21 protein-coding genes are annotated in these 22,623 nt (G+C 65.9%); 14 read left to right on the top strand and 7 right to left on the bottom strand.

Annotation, left to right across the window (positions count from 1 at the left end; translation table 11 throughout):
* Positions 1-1,254: a DNA polymerase IV gene (locus CEW88_RS01455; protein ID WP_108964366.1), complete on the bottom strand. Its 1,254-nt coding sequence runs from the start codon at positions 1,252-1,254 to the stop codon at positions 1-3.
* A 75-nt stretch (positions 1,255-1,329) separates the two neighbouring features.
* Between CEW88_RS01455 and CEW88_RS01450 the strand changes: the two genes are divergently transcribed.
* On the top strand, positions 1,330-1,731 hold the full coding sequence (locus CEW88_RS01450) for an NUDIX domain-containing protein (protein ID WP_368074598.1): 402 nt from the start codon (positions 1,330-1,332) through the stop codon (positions 1,729-1,731).
* 30 nt (positions 1,732-1,761) lie between these two features.
* On the opposite strand, the gene CEW88_RS01445 is transcribed toward CEW88_RS01450, so the two are convergent.
* Complete coding sequence (locus tag CEW88_RS01445) at positions 1,762-2,070, bottom strand: hypothetical protein (protein ID WP_108964364.1); 309 nt, start codon at positions 2,068-2,070, stop codon at positions 1,762-1,764.
* A gap of 249 nt (positions 2,071-2,319) precedes the next feature.
* Between CEW88_RS01445 and CEW88_RS01440 the strand changes: the two genes are divergently transcribed.
* Positions 2,320-3,216: an SPFH domain-containing protein gene (locus CEW88_RS01440; protein ID WP_108964363.1), complete on the top strand. Its 897-nt coding sequence runs from the start codon at positions 2,320-2,322 to the stop codon at positions 3,214-3,216.
* Positions 3,213-3,479 (top strand): hypothetical protein, encoded by a 267-nt coding sequence (locus CEW88_RS01435; protein WP_108964362.1) that lies wholly within the window; start codon positions 3,213-3,215, stop codon positions 3,477-3,479. Before CEW88_RS01440 ends, CEW88_RS01435 begins: the two co-directional genes overlap by 4 nt.
* 35 nt (positions 3,480-3,514) lie before the next feature.
* Here CEW88_RS01435 and trpS read toward each other — a convergent pair whose 3' ends face one another.
* The 3 genes from trpS to CEW88_RS01420 all read right to left on the bottom strand — a co-directional run bounded on the left by trpS (position 3,515) and on the right by CEW88_RS01420 (position 7,876).
* Positions 3,515-4,561 carry a tryptophan--tRNA ligase gene (gene trpS / locus CEW88_RS01430; RefSeq protein WP_368074597.1) on the bottom strand — a complete coding sequence of 349 codons (1,047 nt, stop codon included), beginning with the start codon at positions 4,559-4,561 and terminating at the stop codon, positions 3,515-3,517.
* Between the two features lie 207 nt (positions 4,562-4,768).
* On the bottom strand, positions 4,769-5,500 hold the full coding sequence (pyrF, locus tag CEW88_RS01425; RefSeq protein WP_108964361.1) for an orotidine-5'-phosphate decarboxylase: 732 nt from the start codon (positions 5,498-5,500) through the stop codon (positions 4,769-4,771).
* A gap of 126 nt (positions 5,501-5,626) precedes the next feature.
* Positions 5,627-7,876 (bottom strand): transglycosylase domain-containing protein, encoded by a 2,250-nt coding sequence (locus tag CEW88_RS01420; protein ID WP_108964360.1) that lies wholly within the window; start codon positions 7,874-7,876, stop codon positions 5,627-5,629.
* A gap of 274 nt (positions 7,877-8,150) precedes the next feature.
* Here CEW88_RS01420 and CEW88_RS01415 point away from each other — a divergent pair, with 274 nt between their 5' ends.
* Together CEW88_RS01415 and amt are read left to right on the top strand one after the other, a co-directional pair.
* Positions 8,151-8,489, top strand: coding sequence for a P-II family nitrogen regulator (locus tag CEW88_RS01415; protein WP_066103691.1), 339 nt, complete (start codon positions 8,151-8,153; stop codon positions 8,487-8,489).
* Between the two features lie 34 nt (positions 8,490-8,523).
* Positions 8,524-9,861, top strand: a complete 1,338-nt coding sequence (amt, locus tag CEW88_RS01410) for an ammonium transporter (protein ID WP_108964359.1) — start codon at positions 8,524-8,526, stop codon at positions 9,859-9,861.
* Between the two features lie 270 nt (positions 9,862-10,131).
* Here amt and CEW88_RS01405 read toward each other — a convergent pair whose 3' ends face one another.
* Together CEW88_RS01405 and CEW88_RS01400 are read right to left on the bottom strand one after the other, a co-directional pair.
* On the bottom strand, positions 10,132-11,532 hold the full coding sequence (locus CEW88_RS01405; protein WP_108964358.1) for an aspartate aminotransferase family protein: 1,401 nt from the start codon (positions 11,530-11,532) through the stop codon (positions 10,132-10,134).
* Positions 11,533-11,637: 105 nt separating this feature from the next.
* Positions 11,638-12,291, bottom strand: coding sequence for a GntR family transcriptional regulator (locus CEW88_RS01400; RefSeq protein ID WP_108964357.1), 654 nt, complete (start codon positions 12,289-12,291; stop codon positions 11,638-11,640).
* A 153-nt stretch (positions 12,292-12,444) separates the two neighbouring features.
* Here CEW88_RS01400 and CEW88_RS01395 point away from each other — a divergent pair, with 153 nt between their 5' ends.
* The 9 genes from CEW88_RS01395 (at position 12,445) to CEW88_RS01355 (ending at position 22,618) form a co-directional block, all read left to right on the top strand.
* Entirely contained in the window at positions 12,445-13,530 is a 1,086-nt protein-coding gene (locus tag CEW88_RS01395) for a polyamine ABC transporter substrate-binding protein (RefSeq protein WP_108967473.1), read from the top strand.
* 64 nt (positions 13,531-13,594) lie between these two features.
* A complete protein-coding gene (locus CEW88_RS01390; RefSeq protein ID WP_108964356.1) occupies positions 13,595-14,716 on the top strand; it encodes an ABC transporter ATP-binding protein in 1,122 nt (373 codons plus the stop codon).
* 3 nt (positions 14,717-14,719) lie between these two features.
* Positions 14,720-15,610: an ABC transporter permease subunit gene (locus tag CEW88_RS01385; RefSeq protein ID WP_108964355.1), complete on the top strand. Its 891-nt coding sequence runs from the start codon at positions 14,720-14,722 to the stop codon at positions 15,608-15,610.
* Positions 15,611-15,680: 70 nt separating this feature from the next.
* Positions 15,681-16,499 (top strand): ABC transporter permease, encoded by an 819-nt coding sequence (locus tag CEW88_RS01380; protein ID WP_108964354.1) that lies wholly within the window; start codon positions 15,681-15,683, stop codon positions 16,497-16,499.
* Between the two features lie 13 nt (positions 16,500-16,512).
* Positions 16,513-17,835, top strand: coding sequence for an NAD(P)/FAD-dependent oxidoreductase (locus tag CEW88_RS01375; RefSeq protein ID WP_108964353.1), 1,323 nt, complete (start codon positions 16,513-16,515; stop codon positions 17,833-17,835).
* A gap of 194 nt (positions 17,836-18,029) precedes the next feature.
* Positions 18,030-18,617 carry an ANTAR domain-containing response regulator gene (locus CEW88_RS01370; protein WP_108964352.1) on the top strand — a complete coding sequence of 196 codons (588 nt, stop codon included), beginning with the start codon at positions 18,030-18,032 and terminating at the stop codon, positions 18,615-18,617.
* A complete protein-coding gene (locus CEW88_RS01365) occupies positions 18,614-19,789 on the top strand; it encodes a CmpA/NrtA family ABC transporter substrate-binding protein (RefSeq protein ID WP_108964351.1) in 1,176 nt (391 codons plus the stop codon). The genes CEW88_RS01370 and CEW88_RS01365 overlap by 4 nt, the downstream gene beginning before the upstream one ends.
* Before the next feature lie 272 nt (positions 19,790-20,061).
* On the top strand, positions 20,062-21,423 hold the full coding sequence (locus CEW88_RS01360; protein ID WP_108964350.1) for a CmpA/NrtA family ABC transporter substrate-binding protein: 1,362 nt from the start codon (positions 20,062-20,064) through the stop codon (positions 21,421-21,423).
* 112 nt (positions 21,424-21,535) lie between these two features.
* Complete coding sequence (locus tag CEW88_RS01355; RefSeq protein ID WP_108964349.1) at positions 21,536-22,618, top strand: ABC transporter permease; 1,083 nt, start codon at positions 21,536-21,538, stop codon at positions 22,616-22,618.
* Positions 22,619-22,623: the final 5 nt, after the last annotated feature.

Below are 22,623 nucleotides of genomic sequence, written 5' to 3'. Positions count from 1 at the left end.
TCAGCGCAGCGCCCGGCCTTTGACGATCGCCGTATCGCCGAAGCGGGCGCGGATCGCATCTGTGGCCCGCTCCGCCGCCGCGCGCTTGCCGGCGTCCGGGTCCAGCAGATCACCCCCACGGTCCGCCTGCTCGGCGCTCACAAGCTCGGATATCCCCGCCCCCAAAAGCCGCCACGGGCCCTGCCGCTCCAGCCCGTCGAGCATACCCCGGGCCACGCGGTAGATACGGTCCGCCATCTGCGTGGCATCGCCCAGTGACTGGCGCCGGGTGATCAGCTTGAAGTCCGACCGCTTGACCTTAAGCGTCACCACCCGCCCTGCCAGCGCCTTGGCCTTGGCCCTGTCCGCGACCTTCTCGCACATCCGCCACAGATGCCCGTCGAGCAGGTCGTGATCGCCGGTGTCCTCATTGAAGGTGGTCTCGTTCGAAATCGACTTGATCGGCGCGTTGCGCATCACCCTCCGCGTGTCCTCACCTCGGGCGAGATGGTAGAGCCGCTGCCCCATCGAGCCGAAGCGCGCGATCAGATCGCGCTGCTCCCAGCGCAGCAGGTCCTCGAAGGTGCGGATCCCCGCGCGCTCCAGCGCCTCCTGCGAAGCCATGCCGACCCCCCAGATCATGCGTACCGACTTCGGGCGCAAAAACTCCGCCGTCTCCGCCTTGCCGATCACCGAAAACCCGTGCGGCTTGTCGAGATCCGAGGCGATCTTGGCGAGGAACTTGTTGTGAGAAAGTCCGAGCGATCCTGTGACGCCCAGCTCTTCGCGCATGCGCTTTACAAGCCGCGCCATCATCACCGCCGGCGGGTGACCATGCAGCCGCGCCGTGCCGGTGAGATCGAGAAAGGCCTCGTCCAGCGACAGCGGCTCGATGGAGGGGGTCAGCTCCTCCATCAGCGCGCGTATCTGCCGCGAGACCTCGACATAAAGCTCCATCCGCGGCTTGACGACCACCGCGTCGGGGCAGAGCTTCAGCGCCTGGAACATCGGCATCGCTGAGCGCACACCGCGAATGCGCGCGACATAACAGGCGGTCGAGACCACCCCGCGCTTGCCGCCTCCGACGATCACAGGCTTGTCGGCCAGTTCGGGATTTTCGCGTTTCTCCACCGTGGCGTAGAAGGCGTCGCAATCCATGTGCGCGATCGAAAGGTCCCAAAGCTCGTCATGGCGCACGATCCGAGGGCGTCCGCAGTTCGGGCAGCGCGTTCCGTGTTCGAATTCGGCGAGGCAATCGCGGCAAAGCGCGGGCATGGGTGGCAATTCCGGCAACAGGTGTTACCTCGGCACTATAAGCCTTCCCCAGTAGCAGTGCCATTGCCCGGAGACATGATGGAATTTAGAGGCGCCAAGCTCATCCTCTTTCTCGGCAGCGATCTGCTGATCCTGCGGCGCGACCATACCGAAGGCATCCCTTGGCCCGGCTATCTCGACTTCCCCGGCGGCACACGCGAGCCCGGCGAGACCGGTCTCGAATGCGCCCTGCGCGAGACGGTCGAGGAAATCGGGCTCGATCTTCCCCCCGACGCGGTGAGCTGGGAGCAGCTGCACGACGGCCTGTGGTACTACGCGGCACATTTGCCCGCCGAACTCGCTCGAGATGTGGTCTGGGGCGGCGAGGGCGAAGGCTGGATGATGATGCCCCCCGAGGAGTTCATCTCCCGCGAGGATGCCATCCCGCATTTCCGCGCTGTCCTGCGCCGCTACATGGACAGCCGCGCCGCCAGGTGACGGCATCACCCCGCGCGCGGTGCCAAGATGTCAGGCAGCGCGGAACAGCGACAGCCAGCCCGGCCTCGCCCGCTGCAGCGCCACTTCGCGCGGGCGCCGCACCCTCTCCGACGGCAGGGGCGGCGTACGCGCCATCAAAGCGTCATTGCGATCGAGCAGCGCACGGGCGCGCGAGACGAGCACCTGCTCGGCAACGTCGGGCTGGGTGGTCACCGGTGCCTTGAAGCTGCTGGCCACGCGGGTGCGCCCGGCGCTTGAATGAAAGGTCACAAGGGCTTCGAATTGTTCCTCGGCGGCGTTGTAGCGCATCTCGCCGATCTGTGTCTGCATCTCGGTCATGGCATGTCTCCTGTTGGGCAAGAAACGCGGATATCCGCCGCGCAGTTCCCCGCCCGGCCCGGCACGGTCCCGTGCAAACCCCGTGAGCGCTGTCTGCGCGTGCTCTTTCCAAGCCCCTTTCCCAGCGGCAGACGCCGGGGCATAGTCGACGCAAGGCGCTCTGTTCTAGGCGGAAATATCGCGGGGACGGGGCGCCGCGGCGCCGGTCATGCGGCGGCCGAGCCTGCAGGAAGGAAAAGGGAACGCGCAATGAGCCTGGATGAGTTGTTGCTGGATCTCATAGGCGGAAATCTCGTGGTGCTATTGCTCGCGGGCTTCCTGGTTCTCTGCGTGCTGCTCGGCGTGCGCATCGTACCGCAATCCGAGAAACACGTGGTCGAGCGCTTCGGCCGACTGCGCGCGGTGCTCGGGCCGGGGATCAACTTCATCGTGCCCTTCCTCGACCGGGTGGCGCACAAGGTCTCGATCCTCGAGCGGCAACTTCCCAATGCCAGCCAGGATGCGATCACCGCCGATAACGTGCTGGTGCAGGTCGAGACCTCGGTTTTCTACCGCATCCTCGAACCGGAGAAGACCGTCTACCGGATCCGCGACGTCGACGCCGCCATCGCCACCACTGTCGCCGGTATCGTCCGCGCCGAGATCGGCAAGATGGAGCTCGACGAAGTGCAGTCGAACCGAGCGGCGTTGATCTCCACCATCAAGGGCAATGTCGAGGACGCGGTAGACAACTGGGGGATCGAGGTGACGCGGGCCGAGATCCTCGACGTGAACCTCGACCAGCAGACCCGCGATGCCATGCTACAGCAACTCAACGCCGAGCGTGCCCGCCGCGCACAGGTGACCGAGGCCGAGGGCCGCAAGCGCGCCGTCGAGCTGGCCGCCGACGCCGATCTCTACGCCACCGAGCAGGCGGCCAAGGCGCGCCGGGTCTCGGCCGAGGCTGAGGCCTATGCGACGCAGGTGGTGGCCGAGGCCATCGCCAAGAACGGGCTCGAGGCGGCGCAGTACCAAGTGGCCCTCAAGCAGGTCGAGGCATTGGTGGCGCTTGGTTCTGGGGACGGCAAACAGACCATCGTGCTGCCCGCAAACGCGCTCGACGCCTTCGCCGACGCCTTCACCCTGCTCACGGGACGCAAGCCATGATTCAGCTCTGGTGGGTCTGGATGGCGGCCGCCCTGGTCCTGCTGGTCCTCGAGGTGCTCAGCCCGGCCTATGTCTTTCTCGGCTTCGCCATCGGCGCGGGGGTGGTGGGTGTGCTGCTTCTTTTCGGCCTTTCCACTGGCTGGCCAATGCTGCTCTTGATCTGCGCCGTGGTCGCCGCCCTCGCCTGGGCGCTGCTGCGGCGCGTCATGGGGGTGCGCAAGGGCCAGACCAAGGTCTGGACCCGCGACATCAACGAGGACTGAGGGGAGCCTCCCCCGCCCCTCACCCCCCACCTTGCTCAGAGCCGGAACAGCCCCAGCGCATCCATCACCGCGCGCTTGGTCGCCTCGGTGACCTCGCGCGCAAGCTGTGTGCCTTCTGCAATCATCCGGTGCATCTGGGCAGGATCGGAGGCCACCTCGGCCCGCCGCGCCCGAATCGGTGCCAGCAGCGCCTGCAGAAGGTCCTCGAGCCGTCGCTTCAGCACCGCATCGCCGAGCCCTCCGCGCCGGTATTGGTCCTTCAGCGCCGCGACCTCGACTTTCTCCGAGTCGAAGGCGTCGAGATACGTGAACACCACATTGCCCTCGACTTTGCCGGGGTCCTCCACCCGCAGGTGGCCCGGATCGGTGAACATGGCGCGCACCGCCCGGCTGATCTCGTCCTCCGAAGCGGACAGGGTGATCGCATTGCCGCCCGACTTGCTCATCTTGGCGCGCCCGTCGATACCCGGCAGGCGGCCTGCCTCCGGAATCAGCGCCTGTGCCTCGGGCAGCACCGCACGCCCCGCCGCCGCGTTCACCCGGCGGGCGATCTCGTTGCATTGCTCGATCAGCGGCGCCTGGTCCTCGCCCACCGGCACCACGGTGGCCTTGAAGGCGGTGATGTCCGCGGCCTGCGCGGCGGGATAGCAGAGGAACCCGGCGGGAATGTCGCGGCCGAAGCCGCGGGCGCGGATCTCGTCCTTGATCGTCGGATTGCGCTCGAGCCGGGCGACGGTGACGAAATTGAGGTAGAGCATCGACAGTTCGGCCAGCGCCGGCAGGTGCGACTGCAGGCAGATCGTTGTCTTGGCGGGGTCTATGCCGACGGCAAGATAATCGCAGGCGACTTCGAGCACGTTGCGCCGCACCTTGCCGATGTCATGGGCGTTGTCGGTCAACGCCTGCGTGTCGGCGAGCAACAGGAACTGTCGGTGCGTGTCCTGCAGCGCCAGCCGGTTCTTCAGCGAACCGGCGTAATGGCCGATGTGCAGCGGGCCGGTGGTGCGGTCGCCGGTGAGGATGACCGGCTTGGCCACAGGAGGGATGTCGGCTTTGGGGCGGGTCAGGGTGGTCTGGTCCATGGGAATCTCCTTGTCTGGACAGGAGGTCGCCGCATGGGGAAGTTGATGGGTATCTTCATCAAATAAGGCCGCCCGATGCGGCGGCCTCATTGGAAAACATGATACGTCGGGCCGCCTATGTCAGGCGGGCCACCAGAGAGTCGCAAGGGGCATCGGACGTGTCATAATGTCTGGTTAGCCCCCCGCCGGCCCCGGATCAAGCCCGGATCACCCCCTGTTCGGGCGCTGCGCCTGCGGCGAGGCCAGCTCGGCATTGATCGCCAGCGCCGCAGCCCGCGGCGAGGGCGCGCGCCAGACCGGCCGACCGACGACGATGTGATCGGCGCCCGCGGCAATGGCGCTGGCCGGAGTCGCGATCCGCTTCTGGTCGTCATCGGCGCTGCCCGCCGGGCGGACTCCGGGGGTGACGATGAGCTTTCCTTCGGCCTCGGGCAGCGCGCGGATACGAGCGGCCTCGTTGGGCGATGCGATGATGCCGTCGGCCCCGGCCTCGAAGGCACGGGCCGCGCGCTCCACCACCAGATCATCGATATCGCCGGGCAGGATCAGGCTGGCGTCGAGGTCGCCACGGTCGAGCGAGGTGAGGATGGTGACCGCAAGGATTTTCAGGTCCTTGCCCGCGGCGCCCTCCTTTGCGGCGCGCACCACATGCGGGTCGCCATGCACCGTGAGAAAGTCGAGATCGAACTGCGCGATGCCGCGCACCGCATTCTCGACCGTCTGACCGATGTCGAAGAACTTCATGTCGAGGAAGATGCGCTTGCCGTGCTCCTGCTTGAGCTCATTGGCCAGCGCTAGCCCGCCGCCCGTCAGCATGCCGAGGCCGATCTTGTAGAAGGAAACGGCGTCGCCGATCTCCTCGGCAATTCTCAGCCCCTCGAGGGCATTGGGCACGTCAAGGGCAACGATCAGGCGGTCGTCGGACACGGCTGCGGACATGGGGGCGTCTCCTTTTGCGGGATTTCGCCTCTCATGTCCGCGCCGGGCGCTCAGGTCAAGCCTAGGTGCAAAAGCGGTCGATGGCTTTTGCGCCTTCGTTCGCAGGAAGGTGTCGCCCCCCGCGCGTCACCCGCCCCCGAGCAAGTCGCGGATGACCTGCTGGATGATGTTGTCGCGGCGCTGCCGCTCGGGCTGGCGTTTCGGCTGAGGCTGGGGCTGCGCCACCTGTCGTGGCGGCTCCGGCGCGATGGCGGGCAGCGGCTTGGCCTCGGTGCCCTCGGTGACGCGCAGCATGGTCTCGCGCCAGATTTCGGCCGGCAGACCGCCGCCGGTCACCCCGGTGAGCGGCGAGTTGTCGTCGTTGCCCATCCAGACACCGACCACGTAGTCGGCGGTGAAGCCGATGAACCAGGCGTCGCGCGCGTCATTCGAGGTGCCGGTCTTTCCCGCGACCTCGCGGTCAGGCAGTTTTGCCCGCCCGCCGGTGCCGCCATTGACCACATCCTCCATCATCCAGATCAACTGGCCGGCCGCCTCGGGCTGGATCACCCGCTCGCGGATGCCGCCGCCTGTCCCCATGAGCACCTCGTCGTCGCCCTTCAGGCGCAAGTCGACCAGCCCGTAGGGGGTCACCGCCGAGCCCCCGTTGAGGATGCCCGCATAGGCCCCGGTCATCTCGAGCAGCGACGCCTCGGAGGTGCCAAGCGCCATGGCCGGAGAGCTGTTCACTTCGGATTTGATGCCGAAGCCCGTGGCCACCTTGGCAACGAGGTCGCGCCCGACGGATTCCGAGATCTTCACCGCCGGGATGTTCAGCGAATGCGCCAGGGCATCGGTCAGCGTGACCTTGCCCTTGTAGTTCCTGGAGTAGTTCTGCGGGCACCATTGTCCCGATCCCGGCACGTTCATGCAGAAGGGCTCGTCCACAACGGTATCGTAGGGCGAATGGCCCAGCTCGAGTGCCGTGGCGTAGATGAAAGGCTTGAACGCCGATCCGGTCTGGCGCTTGGCCTGTGTCGCGCGGTTGAACACCCCCGACACGCCGGTCTTGCGCCCGCCGACCATGGCGCGGACAGCACCATCCGCAGACATCACGACGATCGCCGCCTGCGCCTTCGAGCCTTCCTTGACCTTGTTGGCGTAGACCTCGTTCATCGCGTCCTCGGCCGCCTTCTGCAGCTTCGGATCAAGCGTGGTGCGGATCACAACGTCTTCCATCGTGTCGCGGGTGAAATATTCCGGGCCGGTCGACATCACCCAGTCGGCGAAATACCCGCCGGTCTTGCTTTGTGCCTCCTCCGAGAGGGTCGCGGGATGCGCCTGCGCCTGCTGCTCTTCTGCGGCGCTGAGGTAGCCTTGGTCGCGCATCAGCCGCAGCACGGTCGCGGCGCGGTTTTGCGAGCGCTCGAGATCGCTAGTGGGCGCCAGGGTCGAGGGCGCGGTCAACAGCCCGGCCAGCATCGCCGACTCCTGCGGGCTGAGCGTGGCCGAATGCTTGCCGAAATAGCGCTCTGCCGCGGCCTCTGCACCGTAGGCACCGCCGCCCATGTAGGCGCGGTTGAGGTAGATCGAGAGGATCTCGTCCTTGGTGTATTTCAGCTCCATCGCCATGGCGTAGAGCGCTTCCTTGCCCTTGCGCGCCAGCGAGGACTCGCGGCAGTCGGCCACGTAGTCGGCCTCGGACTTCCAGACCTTGGGGTCATACTCGACGCCGATGCAGAGCAGCTTGGCGGTCTGCTGGGTGATCGTCGAGCCGCCATGGCCCGAGAGCGGCCCCCGGCCCTCGGCAAGGTTGATGCGGACGGCGCTGGCCACGCCGCGCGGCGAGACGCCGAAATGGTGGTAGAAGCGCTTGTCCTCGGTGGCAATCACCGCGTTCTTGAGGTGCTTCGACACGCTGGTCGCGGTGACCGCACCGCCAAATTGGTCGCCACGCCAGGCAAAGATGGCACCATTCCGGTCGATCAGCGTGACCGAGCCGCGCGCGCGTCCGTCCAGCAGTTCAGCGACCGGGGGCAGCTTGGTATAGAAATAGCCCACCCCGAGGGCGAGAAGCAGCGCCACCACGGCGGTCACCCGCCACGTGATGCGCCAGACGATGCTCAGCACGAAAGACACGACGCCCAACACGAAGGCGACGAGAAAGTTCCGCTTCTTCGCCGGTCGGTGCGCGGGTTTGCGCGGCGCGCTGCGACGGCGCCCCTGTGCGCTTCCATGTTTGCCGCCATGACCCCTGCCGTTTCCCGAGCCGCTTCCTCCTCCGGAGGCGGGTTTGCCCTGTCCCTTGCCCGTCGGTTTTCGATTGCCCGTTGGGCCACCATTGGGATAGCGGCGATCGGCCACCAGACGGCCTTTGCCGCGCCCTGAATCACTCATTTTGCCCTGCCCGGCCTATCTGCGTTTTGGGGGAGGATAACGGCTTTGCGGCCTGATGTTGACCGAGAAACGGTCACATATTTGTCTTTTTGGATGGCCTAATTTTTAATCAATTAGCGTTTTTCTGCCTGATTTGTGACCTCCATAGGAGGGCATCCGGAGGGGCACAAGGGGCTTTCCCTTCCCATGTCGCGCGGGCAGCGGCTTTCTGCCCATGCACAAACCAGGAGATGCGGTGCGCAGCTGCGAGCCGCACGAACCGAAAGGGACCAAGGTGAAACTGATCATTGCAACGATCAAGCCGTTCAAGCTCGAGGAGGTGCGCGAGGCGCTCACCGCAATCGGCGTGCGCGGCATGATGGTCACGGAAATCAAGGGCTTCGGCTCGCAGTCCGGTCACACGGAAATCTATCGCGGCGCCGAATACGCGGTGAACTTCGTTCCGAAGATCAAACTCGAGATCGTGGTCGCCGGCTCCATGGCCGACCAAGTGGTCGAGACGATCACCAGCACCGCTCAGACCGGCAAGATCGGTGACGGCAAGATTTTCGTGCTCGACGTGCAGCAAGCCGTTCGCGTGCGGACGGGCGAGACCAACGCGGACGCGCTCTGAGAGCTGCGGAACGACAGATAGGGACAAGAAAGACATGAAACTTCTCAAGACGCTGGCTCCGGTCGCCGCGCTGATTGCGCTGCCGAGCCTCGGCCTCGCCCAGGACGAAGGTCCTGTGGCCGGGGTGAATGCCTCGACCGACTCGGTGTTCATCTTCAACTCGCTGCTGTTCCTCATCGGCGGTTTCCTGGTGTTCTGGATGGCCGCGGGCTTTGCGATGCTGGAGGCCGGCCTCGTGCGCTCCAAGAACGTCACCATGCAGCTGATGAAAAACGTGGCGCTCTTCTCCTTCGCCGCGATCTTCTACTACCTGATCGGCTACAACCTGATGTACCCGCTCGGTACCTGGTCGATTGACGGCGTTCTGTCGGGCGTCTGGGGCACCGCGGTTCTCGAAGCAGTGGGCGTGACCGCCGACGCCGCCGACGACTACGGCTACGCCTCGACCGGCTCTGACTTCTTCTTCCAGCTGATGTTCTGCGCCACCACCGCCTCCATCGTTTCGGGCACCCTGGCGGAGCGCATCAAGCTCTGGCCGTTCATGGTCTTCATCGTTGTGCTGACCGCGATCATCTACCCGCTCCAGGCGTCCTGGAAATGGGGCGGCGGTTTCCTCGATGCCGCAGGCTTCCTCGACTTCGCAGGCTCGACCGTCGTGCACTCCGTGGGTGGCTGGGCCGCTCTGGCCGGCGCGCTGCTGCTCGGGCCGCGGATCGGCAAGTACAGGGATGGCCGCGTGACGCCGTTCCCGGGCTCGAATCTGGCGCTCGCGACCCTCGGCACGTTCATCCTCTGGCTCGGCTGGTTCGGCTTCAACGGCGCATCGCAGCTGGCCATGGGCACTGTGGGTGACGTCGCCGACATTAGCCGCATCTTCGCAAACACCAACGCCGCAGCCGCAGGCGGTGCCGTGGCCGCGATGATCCTGACCCAGCTTCTGTACAAGAAGCCCGACCTCACCATGGTGCTGAACGGCGCGCTGGCTGGTCTCGTGTCGATCACCGCAGAGCCGCTGACCCCGACGCTTGGCGGGGCCACGATCATCGGCGCAATCGGCGGTATCCTCGTGGTCTTCGCGGTTCCGTTCCTCGACAAGATCAAGATCGACGACGTGGTCGGCGCCATCCCGGTGCACCTGATCTGCGGCATCTGGGGGACCATCGCGGTGGTCTTCACCAACCCCGATGCTTCCTTGGGCACCCAGATCTACGGCATCGTCGTGGTCGGCATCTTCACCTTCGTGGTGTCGCTGGTCCTGTGGTTCCTCCTCAAGATGATCTTCGGCATCCGCGTATCGGAAGAAGACGAGATCAACGGGCTCGACATGGCCGAACTGGGCATGGAGGCATACCCGGAGTTCTCCAAGGGCTGATTTCCTCCTTCCTATCAGCTTTTGACCAACTGGCCCGGGCGCTTGCGCCCGGGTTTTTTCATGCCCCGGGGCAGGCCGAGCTGCCGCGGCGTTCCGCCAGCCCAGACCGGCGCACCGCTCCGCCCAGTTGGACGCGCGGCCCCCCATGTGTATGTCCGCATAGAAAAACGAAAAAGGCCGGGAGCATGCGCGCACCCGGCCTTTCCTACGGCATCAAGTGTCCCGGGGCTCAGCCCGGAGGGCGAGGACGCAGCGCCCCCTCTTCTGTGCTCAGCGGGTGCCGGCCTTCATCAGGCCCTGCGCCTTGAGCTCGGCATGCGCCTCGTCCAGCGCCTTCCAGGCGCGCGAGATCATCACGTCGATCTCTTCCTTCGAGATCACCAGCGGCGGCGAGATGATCATCCGGTCGTAGACGTGGCGCATGATCAGGTTGTTGGCAAAGCAGCGCTCGCGGGTGATGTAGCCGGCGGTGCCCGCCTCGGCGGCGAAGGGCGCGCGCGCCGATTTGTCCGGGGTCAGCGCGATCGAGCCCATCATGCCTGCGATCTTCGCCTCGCCGACCAGCGGGTGGTCGGTCAGGCTCTCGAACTTCGCCTTGAGGTAGGGGCCGGTCTCCTCGCGCACCCGCTCGACGATCTTCTCCTCCTCGAGGATGCGCAGGTTCTCCAGCGCCACGGCGCAGGCCACCGGGTGGCCCGAGTAGGTATAGCCGTGGTTGAACTCGGTCTTGGCGATCACGCTCGCGACCTCGTCCGAGAGGATCGAACCGCCGATCGGCTGGTAGCCGGAGCTGAGGCCCTTGGCGATGGTCATGATGTCGGGCTCGATGCCCATGGTCTGCGAGCCGAACCAGTTGCCGGTGCGCCCGAAGCCGCAGATCACCTCGTCGGCGATCAGCAGGATGCCGTATTTCTTCACGATGCGGGTGATTTCCGGCCAGTAGGTCTCGGGCGGGATGATGACGCCGCCAGCGCCCTGGATGGGTTCCGCGATGAAGGCGCCGACGCGGTGCGGGCCGATCTCCTCGATCGCCGCTTCCAGCTGGCGGGCGCGCTCGAGGCCGAACTCCTCGGGGGTCATGTCCCCGCCCTCGGCGTACCAATGTGGCTGGTCGATGTGATGGATACCGGGGATGGGCAGGCCACCCTGCGCGTGCATGCCCTTCATCCCGCCAAGCGATCCCGAGCCCACCGAGGAGCCGTGGTAGCCGTTCCAGCGGCTGATGATCACGTCGCGCTCGGGCTCGCCTTTCTCGGCCCAATAGGTGCGCACGAGGCGGATGTTGGTGTCATTCGCCTCGGAGCCCGACGATGCGTAGAACACTGTGTTCAGATCGCCCGGCGCCAGCTCGGCGATCTTTGCCGAGAGTTGGATCACCGGCACATGGGTCGTCATGAAGAAGGTGTTGTAATAGGGCAGCTCTTCCATCTGGCGGGCGGCGGCCTGCGCCAGTTCCTTGCGCCCGTAGCCGGCGTTCACGCACCACAGGCCAGCCATGCCGTCGAGGATGCGTTCGCCTTCGCTGTCGGTCAGCCAGCACCCCTCGGCGCGAGTGATGACCCGTGCGCCGCGGCGCGCGAGATCCGAGCCCGTGGTGAAGGGGTGCATGTGATGCGCCGCATCCAGAGCCTGCAGCTCGGAGGTCGGCGAGTTCACGGAGATGAGCGTCATGGCGGACACCTTTCGATTGTTCGGGTCGACTGTTCGGAAAGCTGCCGCCGATAATATGATCAAATTATTCCGCGTCAATCGCCCTCGCGCGATCCGCCCCTCGAATCAGGCCAGCCCCTCGCGGATCTGGGTCATGCCCTGAACCACGTCGCCTTCCATTGCGTCAGCCGCCGCCTTGGCATCGCCCTGCTGCAGCGCCTCGAGAAGGTCCTTGTGACGGTCCGGCAGGTTGCGCGTGCCGAACATGCCGCAGACCACCCGCAGCGAAGGTCCGAAGCGCAGCCAGAGCCCCTCGACCAGCTCGGTGAGAATCGGCGCATCCGCAATGGCGTTGAGCTCGGCGTGGAAGCGGTGATTCTCTTCGAGATAGCCGCGCACGTCGCCGCGCGCGATGGCGTGGTCGAGCCGCGCATCGGTGTCGCGCAGCCGGGCGATATCCTCGGGGGAACAGCGCTCGGCGGCGCGACGCGCGAGCTGCGGTTCAAGCGCAACACGGGCCAGCAGGAGTTGCTCCACCGCCTCCGCGTCAAGCACCGGCACCATGATCCGGCGGTTGCCGCGAAAGGCCAGCGCCCCTTCCGAGATCATCCGGCGCAGCGCTTCGCGCACCGGGGTCATCCCCGCGCCGAGCTGTTCGACGAGCCCCTGGATGGTCACCGCCTGCCCCGGCTCCAGCTCGCCGAAGAGCACCATCTCGCGCAGACGCCGGTAAACCTGTTCATGGACCGGGGGGCCCGCGCCTTCTGCCCGAACATTCATCGGTTGCCTTTCATTTGATCACTTCTGCCGCCACGTTATCTTGCACGCTGTTGCGGCTCGTGGAAACATCCGAGATGTTGCCAAGAGATGCAACATTTGATCAAATTCGGGGAACCGGGGCGTCGAAGACCCCGCAACCAACGGGAGCACATGATGAAGACATCTCTTCTCACTTTCACCGCGGGCCTTGCGCTTGCGGCCGCCTCGGCCCAGGCCGAAGAAGTCCGCGTCTACAACTGGTCCGACTACATCGACGAATCGCTGCTCGAGAAATTCGAGCAGGAGACCGGCATCGACCTGATCTACGACGTTTTCGACAGCAACGAGGTCCTCGAGACCAAAATGCTCGCTGGCGGGTCGGGCTATGACGTGGTCGTCCCCACCGGCACCTTCCTGCAGCGGCAGATTGCGGCGGGCTCGTTCCAGAAGCTCGACAAGTCGAAGCTGCCGAACCTCGAGAACATGTGGGACGTGATCTCCGAGCGGACCTCCAAATACGACCCCGGCAACGACTACGCGATCAACTACATGTGGGGCACCACCGGCCTTGGCGTGAACGTGCCCAAGGTGCAGGAAATCCTCGGCGAAGACGCCCCGATCGACAGCTGGGATCTGGTATTCAAGCCGGAGAACATGGAAAAGCTGGCAGACTGCGGCGTCTACTTCCTCGACGCGCCCTCCGAGATGATCCCGGCCGCGCTGAAGTACATCGGCGAGGAACCGGATAGCCACGATCCTGACGTGATCGCCAAGGCCGAGCCGGTCTACATGGCCATCCGCCCCTACATCCGCAAGTTCCACTCCTCCGAGTACATCAACGCACTGGCCAACGGCGAGATCTGCGTGGCCGTGGGCTGGTCGGGTGACATCCTGCAGGCGCGCGACCGTGCTGCCGAGGCCGAGAACGGCGTCGAGGTGGCCTATAACGCGCCCAAGGAAGGCGCGCAGATGTGGTTCGACGAGATGGCCATCCCGGTTGACGCACCGAACCCGGACGGCGCTCACAAGTTCCTGAACTTCATCATGGATCCCGAGAACATGGCGGCGGCGTCGAACTACGTCTACTACGCCAACGGCAACAAGGCCTCGCAGGAGTTCCTGGCCGAGGACGTGATCGGCGACCCGGCGATCTACCCGTCGGAAGAGGCGCTGAACAACCTCTTCACCACGACGCCCTATGAGCCGAAGGTGCAGCGCGTGGTCACCCGCCTCTGGACCAAGATCAAGTCCGGCTCCTGAGCCTGACACATCCGGCCCGCCTCTCCCCGAGGGGCGGGCCATTTTCATGACAGGATCCCTCCGCATGGCTCAGACCGCCTTCGAACCCTGGACCGACCCGGACCAGAAACCGATCATCGAGTTTCGCAACGTCACCAAGAAGTTCGGCGACTTCACCGCGATCCACGATCTATCGCTGAACATCTACGAACGCGAGTTCTTCGCCCTTCTTGGCCCGTCGGGCTGCGGCAAGACCACGATGATGCGGATGCTCGCGGGCTTCGAGACGGCCACCTCCGGACACATCTTCCTGTCGGGCAAGGACATCGGCCACGTGCCGCCGAACCAGCGCCCGGTGAACATGATGTTCCAGAGCTACGCGCTCTTCCCGCATCTGTCGGTCTGGGACAACATCGCCTTCGGCCTGCGCCGCGAGAGCAAGGACAAGGCCTTCATCGGCGACCGCGTCGAGGAGATGCTGCGCCTCACCCGCCTCACCAAGTTCGCCAGGCGCAAGCCGCACCAGATTTCCGGCGGCCAGCGCCAGCGCGTCGCGCTGGCCCGCTCGCTCGCCAAGGCGCCGAAGCTGCTGCTGCTCGATGAGCCGCTCGGCGCGCTCGACAGGAAACTGCGCGAGCAGACCCAGTTCGAGCTGATGGACATCCAGGAAAAGACCGGCACAACCTTCGTCATCGTCACCCACGACCAGGAAGAGGCGATGACCGTCGCCTCGCGCATCGCGGTGATGGACGAGGGCAACCTCGTGCAGGTCGCCACCCCGGCCGAGATCTACGAGGCACCGAACTCGGTCTACGTGGCCGACTTCATCGGCGACGTGAACATCATCGAGGGGCGCGCCACCCAGCCCGGCACCAAGACCGGCATCGCCTGGGCCGAGGGTCAGCCGCCGATCCTCGCCACGCCCGCGAAAAGCGTCGAGGCCGGACAGAGCGTGCATTTCGCCATCCGCCCCGAGAAGGTCACCATCGACGTCGACAAGCCCGACCGCCCCAACACCTTCCGCGGCAAGGTCATCGACATCGCCTATCTCGGCAACATCTCGACCTACCACGTCGAACTCGCCGGCGGTCAGATGATCAAGGCGCAGATGGTCAATGCCCGCCGACTCGCCAACCGCCCGATCACCTGGGAAGACGAGGTCTGGGTCGGCTTCACCGACACCGCCGGTGTCGTGCTCGAGGAGTAAGCCATGCGCCGCCTCACCCTCATCGCGATCCCCTACCTGTGGCTCTTGGCGCTGTTCCTGGTGCCCTTCCTGATCGTCCTGAAGATCTCGCTCTCTGACATCGCGCTGGCCCGACCGCCCTACACGCCGCAGCTCGATTTCGCCGCCGGCTGGGAAGGGCTGAAGACCTTCTTCTCCGAGCTCGACTTCGAGAATTTCACTTTCCTGACCACCGACGATCTCTACTGGAAGGCCTATCTCAGCTCGCTGAAGATCGCCGCCATCTCGACCTTTCTGACGCTGCTGGTCGGCTACCCGGTGGCCTACGCCATGGCCCGCGCCCCCGAGGAATGGCGCCCGACTCTGCTGATGCTGGTGATCCTGCCGTTCTGGACCTCCTTCCTGATCCGCGTCTACTCGTGGATGGGAATCCTCTCGAACGAGGGTGTCCTCAATCAGCTGCTGCTGTGGCTCGGGATCATCGACACGCCGCTGCAGATCATGAACACCACCACCGCCGTCTACATCGGCGTGGTCTACACCTACCTGCCCTTCATGATCCTGCCGATCTACTCGGCGCTGGAAAAGCTCGACGGCTCGCTGCTCGAGGCAGCCGAGGATCTCGGCTGCTCGCGCTTCGCGGCCTTCTGGCTGGTCACCTGGCCGCTGTCGCGCAACGGCATCATCGCCGGCTGTTTCCTGGTGTTCATCCCTACCATCGGCGAATTCGTCATCCCCTCGCTGCTTGGCGGGTCCGACACGCTGATGATCGGCAAGGTGCTTTGGGAAGAATTCTTCTCGAACCGCGACTGGCCGGTGGCGAGCGCCGTGGCCGTGGTGCTGCTGTTGATCCTGATCATCCCGATCATCCTCTTCCAGCGCAACGAACAGAAGCAGCGGGAGGCCGAAGGATGAGCGCCGCCCCCCTCTTCTCTTTCCAAATACGCACCCGCCGCACCGCCGGCCGCACCAAGGGAGGCCGGGCATGAGACGCTTCAGCTGGTTCAACACGGTCTCGCTGACCCTCGGCTTCGCCTTCCTCTACCTGCCGATGGTGCTGCTGGTTTTCTACAGCTTCAACGAAAGCCGTCTCGTCACCGTCTGGGCGGGTTTCTCGACCAAATGGTACGGCGAGCTCCTGCGCGATCAGGCCTTCCTCGACGCCGCATGGGTGACGCTGAAGGTGGCGGTCTTCTCCTCGACGCTGGCGACGATCCTCGGCACCATGGCCGCCTACGTTCTGGTCCGTGCCGGGCGCTTCCACGGGCGCACGCTGTTCTCGGGGATGATCTATGCGCCGCTGGTTATGCCCGAGGTGATCACCGGCCTCGCGCTGCTGCTGCTCTTCATCGGCATCAACCTCGACCGCGGCGTCTTCACCATCGTGCTGGCGCATACCACCTTCTCCATGTGTTACGTCTCGGTGGTGGTCTCCTCGCGGCTGACCACCTTCGACCGCTCGCTGGAAGAGGCGGCGCTGGATCTCGGCTGCTCGTCCTTCGAGGCCTTCCGGTTGGTCACCCTGCCGATCATCGCGCCCGCGGTGATCTCGGGCTGGCTGCTGGCCTTCACCCTGTCGCTCGACGATCTGGTGATCGCCAGCTTCACCACCGGCCCCTCGGCCACGACCCTGCCGATCAAGATCTTCTCGGCGGTGCGCCTCGGCGTCAGCCCGCAGATCAACGCGCTCTCGACGATCATGATTGCCATCGTGACCATCGGGGTCATCACCGCCTCGATCCTGACCAAGCGGGCGGCGGTGGCGCAAAAGCGTGACGAACAGGCGGCCATCCGCGCCGAGTAACCGAAAGACAGCCATGCAACGCATATACGAAGCTGCGGCCTACGGGCCGCAGGGCGCCTGCTTCTGGGCCGACACCGTGCCGCCGATGGACTGGGCCGCGCCGAGCGCTCCGCGCCACGTCGAAGTGGCGGTGATCGGCGGCGGCTTCACCGGGCTTTCCGCCGCGCTGCATCTCGCGCAGGACGGCGTCGAAGTGGCGGTGCTCGAGGCCGACCACCCGGGTTTCGGCGCTTCCGGGCGCAACGGCGGCTTCTGCTGTCTCGGTGGCGCCAAGGCGCCCCATGCGCTGCTGCGAAAGCGGTTCGGCGACGAGGGCCTGCGCGCCTGGTGCCAGACCGAGCGCGCCGCCATCGACACCGCGGCGGGCCTCATCTCCGCGCATGGCATCGAGGCAGACACCCATTCCGAAGGCGAGACGCTGCTCGCCCATACGCCCCGCGCATGGGCGTCCTTAAAGACCGACGCCGAGACGACGCCCGCGCTCTACGCCGTCACACCCCGGCTCACCCCGCAGGAGGGCTTGGCCGCCGAGGGGCTCGGCGGGCCCTTCTACGGCGCCATGACCACACCGCTCGGCTTCGCGCTGAACCCGCGCAAGTACCACGTCGGCCTCGCCCGCGCCGCCCAGACAAAGGGCGCCACGCTGCACGGCCACAGCCCGGTCACCGCGCTGCGCCGAGAGGGCGGCAAATGGAACCTCAGCACGCCGCAGGCGACGCTCACGGCGGACCGCGTGATCCTCGCCACAAATGGCTACTCGTCCGAGGACCTTCCCGACTGGCTGCGTGGGCGCTACATGCCGGTGCAGTCGAGCGTCATCGTCACCGAGCCGCTCACCGAGATGCAGCGTGCCGCCGCAGGCTGGACCTCGCGCCAGATGGCCTATGACACCCGTCAGCTGCTGCACTATTTCCGCCTGCTGCCCGACAACCGCTTCCTCTTTGGCATGCGCGGCGGGCTCACCGCCACGCCCCGTGCGCAAAGGGCGATCAGCGCGAGGATCCGCCGCGAGTTCCACGCCATGTTCCCCGCCTGGAGAGACGTGACGATCAGCCACGAATGGGCCGGCCTCGTCTGCCTCATGGCACGGCTCACCCCTTTCGTCGGTGCGGTCCCCGATCACCCCGGGCTTTTCGCCGGCATGGGTTTTCACGGCAACGGCGTCGCCATGGGCAGCCACGCCGGCCTGATGCTGGCCGATCTCGTGCAGGGCAAATCCCCCCGCACCCCCTATCCCGTCGCGCTGCAGACGCCGCCGAGCCGCTTCCCGCTTGGCCGCTTCCGCCGCGCCCTGCTCGCCCCCGCCTATCTCGGCGCCGCGCTCTTCGATCTCTGAATCGCTGCGTCTTCCAGGCGGCGCTGTACCCAGGGGTGGGCGCCGTGCGCGACGCGGGCAGTGCCCTCGCGGCCCCCTCCCTGACAGACCCGCGGCGCCCAACCGCCCAATATTTCATCGGCTGCTCATTTCGTAGCACCTTCCGCGCGTGCGCCAGCTTTACAACCCCCGCGCCGGCGTGGCCGATAGGAGCCATGTCCTCCGCCTCACTCTCCATCGCCATCGTGGAAACCGACCGGGAACGCGCCCTGCTGATCCAGCAGAGCCTGCGCGAAGCCGGCGAGTTCGACATCCACGTCGTCTCGGAAATCCCCGGCCTTGCCCGGCGCATCCAGCAGCTCAGCCCCGACGTGGTGCTGATCGATCTGGAAAGCCCCTCGCGCGATATGCTCGAGGAGCTGGCGCTCGCCTCCGGCCCGCTCGAGCGCCCGGTCGCGATGTTCGTCGACCGCTCCGGCGACGGGCTTACCGACGCGGCGATCGAGGCGGGGGTTTCGGCCTATGTGGTCGACGGGCTGACGCCGCAGCGGGTGAAGCCGGTGCTCGACGCCGCCATCGCCCGCTTCCGCATGTTCCAGCGCATGCGCACCGAACTGGCCGAGACCAAGCGCGCGCTCGAAGAGCGCAAGGTGATCGACCGCGCCAAGGGCATGCTGATGAAGGCCAGAGGCGTCGGCGAGGACGAGGCCTATGCGCTCTTGCGCAAGGCCGCGATGGACCAGGGCAAGCGTGTCGCCGACGTGGCGCAGGCGCTGGTGACTGCGGCGGGGCTGCTGGGATGAAGACCACCACGCTGCCTGTCGGGTTCATCCCGCTCACCGATTCCGCGCCGCTGATCATCGCGCAGGAGATGGGCTATGCCGCCGAGGAAGGCATCGCCCTCGAGCTCAAGCGCGCGCCCTCGTGGTCGAGCCTGCGCGACATGCTCAGTTTCGGGCGGGTGGATGCCGCCCACATGCTCTCGCCGGTGCCGGTGGCGAGCGCGCTGGGTCTTGGCGGCGCCGGTGTGCCGCTCTCGGCGGTTTCGGTGCTCTCGGTCAATGGCAATGTCATCGGCGTCAGCAACGCACTGGCCGAGAAGCTGCGGACGCAGGGCCACGACTTCGGCTTCGACGACGCCCGCGCCGCGGGCGAGGCGCTGATCGCCGCCACCGACGAGACATTGCGCATTGGCGTTCCCTTCCCCTTTTCGATGCACGCCGAGCTGCTCTACTACTGGCTCTCGGCGCTTGGCCTGTCGGTGCCCGAGGCGCTGCAGGTGCGCACCGTGCCGCCGCCGCTCATGGCCGATGCCCTGGAGGCGGGCGAGATCGACGCTTTCTGCGTCGGCGAGCCATGGGGCAGCATCGCGGTGGAAAACGGTGTCGGCGCGCTCTTGCTGCCGGGCACCGCGATCTGGTCCTTCGCCCCGGAAAAGGTACTGGCAGTCCGCAGCGACTGGGCCGAGACCGAGCAGTCCTTGCTGAGCCGGCTGATCCGCGCCACCTGGCGCGCCGGCCGCTGGCTCGCGGAGCCCGCCTCGCGCTCGCTCGCCTCCGAGATCCTCAGTCGGCCCGACTACCTCGGGGTGCCCGCCGAAGTGCTCGACCGGGCGCTCACCGGGCGGATGGTCATCTCGGCGCAGGGCGAGGAACGGCAGGTCCCGCGGATGCTCGAATTCCACGACGGCGCCGCCACGTTCCCCTGGCGCAGCCAGGCCGAATGGATCGGCCGCCAGCTTGCCGCCCGCGCGCGGCTCGACCCCGTGGCCGCGGCTGGGGCCGCCCGCGCCACCTTCCGCTCGGACCTGCACCGCGCCGCGCTGGCCGGAACCAGCGCCGATCTGCCCGGCGCCTCGTCGAAGCTCGAGGGCAGCCTGACCACACGGCTCCCCGTCGCCTCGGAATCAGGCCGGCTGTTTCTCGGCCCTGACGGATTTTTCGATGGCCGCATTTTTGAGCCGCGCGAAGGCTGATGCCGCGATTTTGCGCATGCAGCATGGAGGCTGCGCAAAATACCCTGACTCCAGCGCAGGAATAGGGATTTCCCTTTGATCCACGGTCTCCACTGAGGCACACAGAGTCTCACGGTCAGGCAATGGCGCCCGACCCGAAGATTTGTCCCAATGCCTGGGATCCATGAGCAAAGCCGCTCGACCCCGTGACATCCGTCACGGTGAGTCAGCGGCTTTTTGTCTTGGTCCGGGCGCATCCCATTCCGGACCTTCCAACAAGGGACGGAACGAACATGAAGAAACTTCTCATCGCTCTCGCCACCTCCACCGCGCTGATCTCCCCGGCCATGGCCCAGGTGCTGGAAAAGGACGAGCTGACCTTCGGATTCATCAAGCTGACCGACATGGCGCCGCTCGCGGTCGCCTACGAGCAGGGTTACTTCCTCGACGAAGGGCTCTTTGTCACGCTTGAGGCGCAGGCCAACTGGAAGGTGCTTCTCGACGGCGTGATCGGCGGCACCCTCGACGGCGCCCACATGCTGGCTGGCCAGCCGCTCGCCGCCACTATCGGCTATGGAACCGAGGCGCATATCATCACGCCCTTCTCGATGGACCTGAACGGCAACGGCATCACCGTGTCGAACGAGGTCTGGGAGATGATGAAGCCGAACATCCCGGAAACCGACGCCGGTCTGCCGCAGCACCCGATCAGCGCCGAGGCGCTGGTGCCGGTGGTCGAGAAGTTCAACTCCGAGGGCAAGCCCTTCAATATGGGCATGGTGTTCCCCGTCTCGACCCACAATTACGAGCTGCGCTACTGGCTCGCCGCCGGCGGGCTGAACCCGGGCTTCTACTCGCCGGAAAACATCTCGGGCCAGATCGGCGCCGACGTGATGCTCTCGGTCACCCCGCCGCCGCAGATGCCCGCCACGCTCGAGGCGGGCACCATCTCGGGCTACTGCGTGGGTGAGCCTTGGAACCAGCAGGCGGTGTTCAAGGGCATCGGCGTGCCGGTGATCACCGACTACGAGCTGTGGAAGAACAACCCAGAGAAGGTCTTCGGCATCACCGCCGAATTCGCCGAGGAAAACCCCAACACCACCAAGGCCGTGGTCAAGGCGCTGATCCGTGCTGCCATGTGGCTCGACGAGAATGACAATGCCAACCGCATGGAAGCGGTCGAGATGCTGTCGAAGCCGGAATACGTGGGCGCCGACGCCGAGGTGATCGCCAATTCGATGACCGGCACCTTCGAGTATGAAAAGGGCGACGTGCGCGAGGTGCCGGACTTCAACGTCTTCTTCCGGCACAACGCCACCTACCCCTACTACTCGGATGCCGTCTGGTACCTCACGCAGATGCGCCGGTGGGGCCAGATCGCCGAAGCCAAGCCCGATAGCTGGTACGACGAGGTGGCGAAGTCGGTCTACAAGCCGGAAATCTACCTCGCGGCCGCCCGCGCGCTGGTCGACGAGGGGCTGGCCAAAGAGGCCGACTTCGACTGGACCAGCGACGGCTACAAGGCGCCGACCCCGTCCGAGGACATCATCGACGGCATCGCCTACGACGGCAAGGCGCCCAATGCCTACCTCGACAGCCTGCCGATCGGCCTGAAGGGCGACCAGAAGGTCATCGGCAACGAAGTCCAGGGCTGACCCCGCCTGACCCCCTCGGGGCCGGGCGCCGGGCGTCCGCCCCCCCCTCCCTTCTTCCTCATCCCGATGCGCGCCGCTCCCTCCCGCGCCATCCAGACCAAGGACCGGACATATGACCACCGTCGACCCCGATTTCGCCCGAGACGCCGAGCGCGAGGCTCGCCGGGCGCGTCTCTTCACCCGCATCAACAAGGCGGATGCCTGGTTCAAGGTGCTCGGCCTTGCTTGGATCACCCCGCTGCTCAAGGCCGCCGCCGGAGACCAGCCCCGCGCCCAGATGAAGGATGTCTGGCGCCTGCTGGGCGTGCCGCTTGTCGCCATCGCCGCCTTCCTCCTGCTCTGGGGCACGCTAGCGCCGCAGGTGCAGACCTCGCTCGGCGCGGTGCCCGGCCCGGCGCAGGTCTGGTCCGAGGCGGTGAACCTGCACCATGATGCGCAGGCCAAGGCCGCCAAGCAGGCCAAGTTCGAAACCATGGTGGCGCAGCGCAACGAAAAGCTGATCGCCGCGGGCAAGCCCGATCAGGTCAAGGCCGTCGCCTATACCGGCGCGCCGAGCTACTACCAGCAGATCTGGACCTCGATCAAAACCGTCTTCTTCGGCTTCCTGATCGCCAGCGCCGTCGCCATTCCGCTGGGCATCTGCGCGGGGCTTTCGCCCACCGCCAGTGCCGCGATCAACCCTCTGGTGCAGATCTTCAAGCCGGTCTCGCCGCTGGCATGGCTGCCGATCGTGACCATGGTGGTCTCGGCTGCCTATGCCACCAACGACGGCATGTTCTCCAAATCCTTCCTGATCTCGGCGATCACTGTGACGCTCTGCTCGCTCTGGCCGACGCTGATCAACACCGCACTTGGCGTGGCCTCGATCGACAAGGATCTGGTGAACGTCTCGAAGGTGCTCAAGATGAACACCTACACCAAGATCACCAAGCTGGTGCTGCCCTCGGCCCTGCCGCTGATCTTCACCGGCCTGCGCCTGTCGCTCGGCGTGGGCTGGATGGTGCTGATTGCCGCCGAGATGCTCGCCCAGAACCCCGGCCTCGGCAAGTTCGTCTGGGACGAGTTCCAGAACGGCTCGTCATCGTCGCTGGCCAAGATCATGGTCGCGGTCTTCACCATCGGCATCATCGGCTTCCTGCTGGACCGCGTGATGTATGCCCTGCAGTCCCTCTTCACCTTCTCGAACAACCGGTGAGCGCA

It is taken from the genome of Alloyangia pacifica, from assembly GCF_003111685.1.
Lineage (GTDB): Bacteria > Pseudomonadota > Alphaproteobacteria > Rhodobacterales > Rhodobacteraceae > Salipiger > Salipiger pacificus_A.
Note: the sequence above shows the minus strand (reverse complement) of the source record. Positions and strands in the feature narration are given on the sequence as shown.

What these genes read in the sequence shown, in the direction of transcription:
- CEW88_RS01435 (WP_108964362.1), top strand. Translation starts at nt 3,213, where the DNA reads ATGATTCAGCTCTGGTGGGTCTGGATGGCGGCCGCCCTGGTCCTGCTG.
- CEW88_RS01365 (WP_108964351.1), top strand. Translation starts at nt 18,614, where the DNA reads ATGAAGACCACCACGCTGCCTGTCGGGTTCATCCCGCTCACCGATTCC.
- CEW88_RS01355 (WP_108964349.1), top strand. Translation starts at nt 21,536, where the DNA reads ATGACCACCGTCGACCCCGATTTCGCCCGAGACGCCGAGCGCGAGGCT.
- CEW88_RS01370 (WP_108964352.1), top strand. Translation starts at nt 18,030, where the DNA reads ATGTCCTCCGCCTCACTCTCCATCGCCATCGTGGAAACCGACCGGGAA.
- CEW88_RS01450 (WP_368074598.1), top strand. Translation starts at nt 1,330, where the DNA reads ATGATGGAATTTAGAGGCGCCAAGCTCATCCTCTTTCTCGGCAGCGAT.
- CEW88_RS01420 (WP_108964360.1), bottom strand. Translation starts at nt 7,876, where the DNA reads ATGAGTGATTCAGGGCGCGGCAAAGGCCGTCTGGTGGCCGATCGCCGC.
- CEW88_RS01445 (WP_108964364.1), bottom strand. Translation starts at nt 2,070, where the DNA reads ATGACCGAGATGCAGACACAGATCGGCGAGATGCGCTACAACGCCGCC.
- trpS (WP_368074597.1), bottom strand. Translation starts at nt 4,561, where the DNA reads ATGGACCAGACCACCCTGACCCGCCCCAAAGCCGACATCCCTCCTGTG.
- CEW88_RS01385 (WP_108964355.1), top strand. Translation starts at nt 14,720, where the DNA reads ATGCGCCGCCTCACCCTCATCGCGATCCCCTACCTGTGGCTCTTGGCG.
- CEW88_RS01405 (WP_108964358.1), bottom strand. Translation starts at nt 11,532, where the DNA reads ATGACGCTCATCTCCGTGAACTCGCCGACCTCCGAGCTGCAGGCTCTG.
- CEW88_RS01375 (WP_108964353.1), top strand. Translation starts at nt 16,513, where the DNA reads ATGCAACGCATATACGAAGCTGCGGCCTACGGGCCGCAGGGCGCCTGC.
- CEW88_RS01440 (WP_108964363.1), top strand. Translation starts at nt 2,320, where the DNA reads ATGAGCCTGGATGAGTTGTTGCTGGATCTCATAGGCGGAAATCTCGTG.
- CEW88_RS01380 (WP_108964354.1), top strand. Translation starts at nt 15,681, where the DNA reads ATGAGACGCTTCAGCTGGTTCAACACGGTCTCGCTGACCCTCGGCTTC.
- CEW88_RS01390 (WP_108964356.1), top strand. Translation starts at nt 13,595, where the DNA reads ATGGCTCAGACCGCCTTCGAACCCTGGACCGACCCGGACCAGAAACCG.
- amt (WP_108964359.1), top strand. Translation starts at nt 8,524, where the DNA reads ATGAAACTTCTCAAGACGCTGGCTCCGGTCGCCGCGCTGATTGCGCTG.
- pyrF (WP_108964361.1), bottom strand. Translation starts at nt 5,500, where the DNA reads ATGTCCGCAGCCGTGTCCGACGACCGCCTGATCGTTGCCCTTGACGTG.
- CEW88_RS01395 (WP_108967473.1), top strand. Translation starts at nt 12,445, where the DNA reads ATGAAGACATCTCTTCTCACTTTCACCGCGGGCCTTGCGCTTGCGGCC.
- CEW88_RS01455 (WP_108964366.1), bottom strand. Translation starts at nt 1,254, where the DNA reads ATGCCCGCGCTTTGCCGCGATTGCCTCGCCGAATTCGAACACGGAACG.
- CEW88_RS01360 (WP_108964350.1), top strand. Translation starts at nt 20,062, where the DNA reads ATGAAGAAACTTCTCATCGCTCTCGCCACCTCCACCGCGCTGATCTCC.
- CEW88_RS01400 (WP_108964357.1), bottom strand. Translation starts at nt 12,291, where the DNA reads ATGAATGTTCGGGCAGAAGGCGCGGGCCCCCCGGTCCATGAACAGGTT.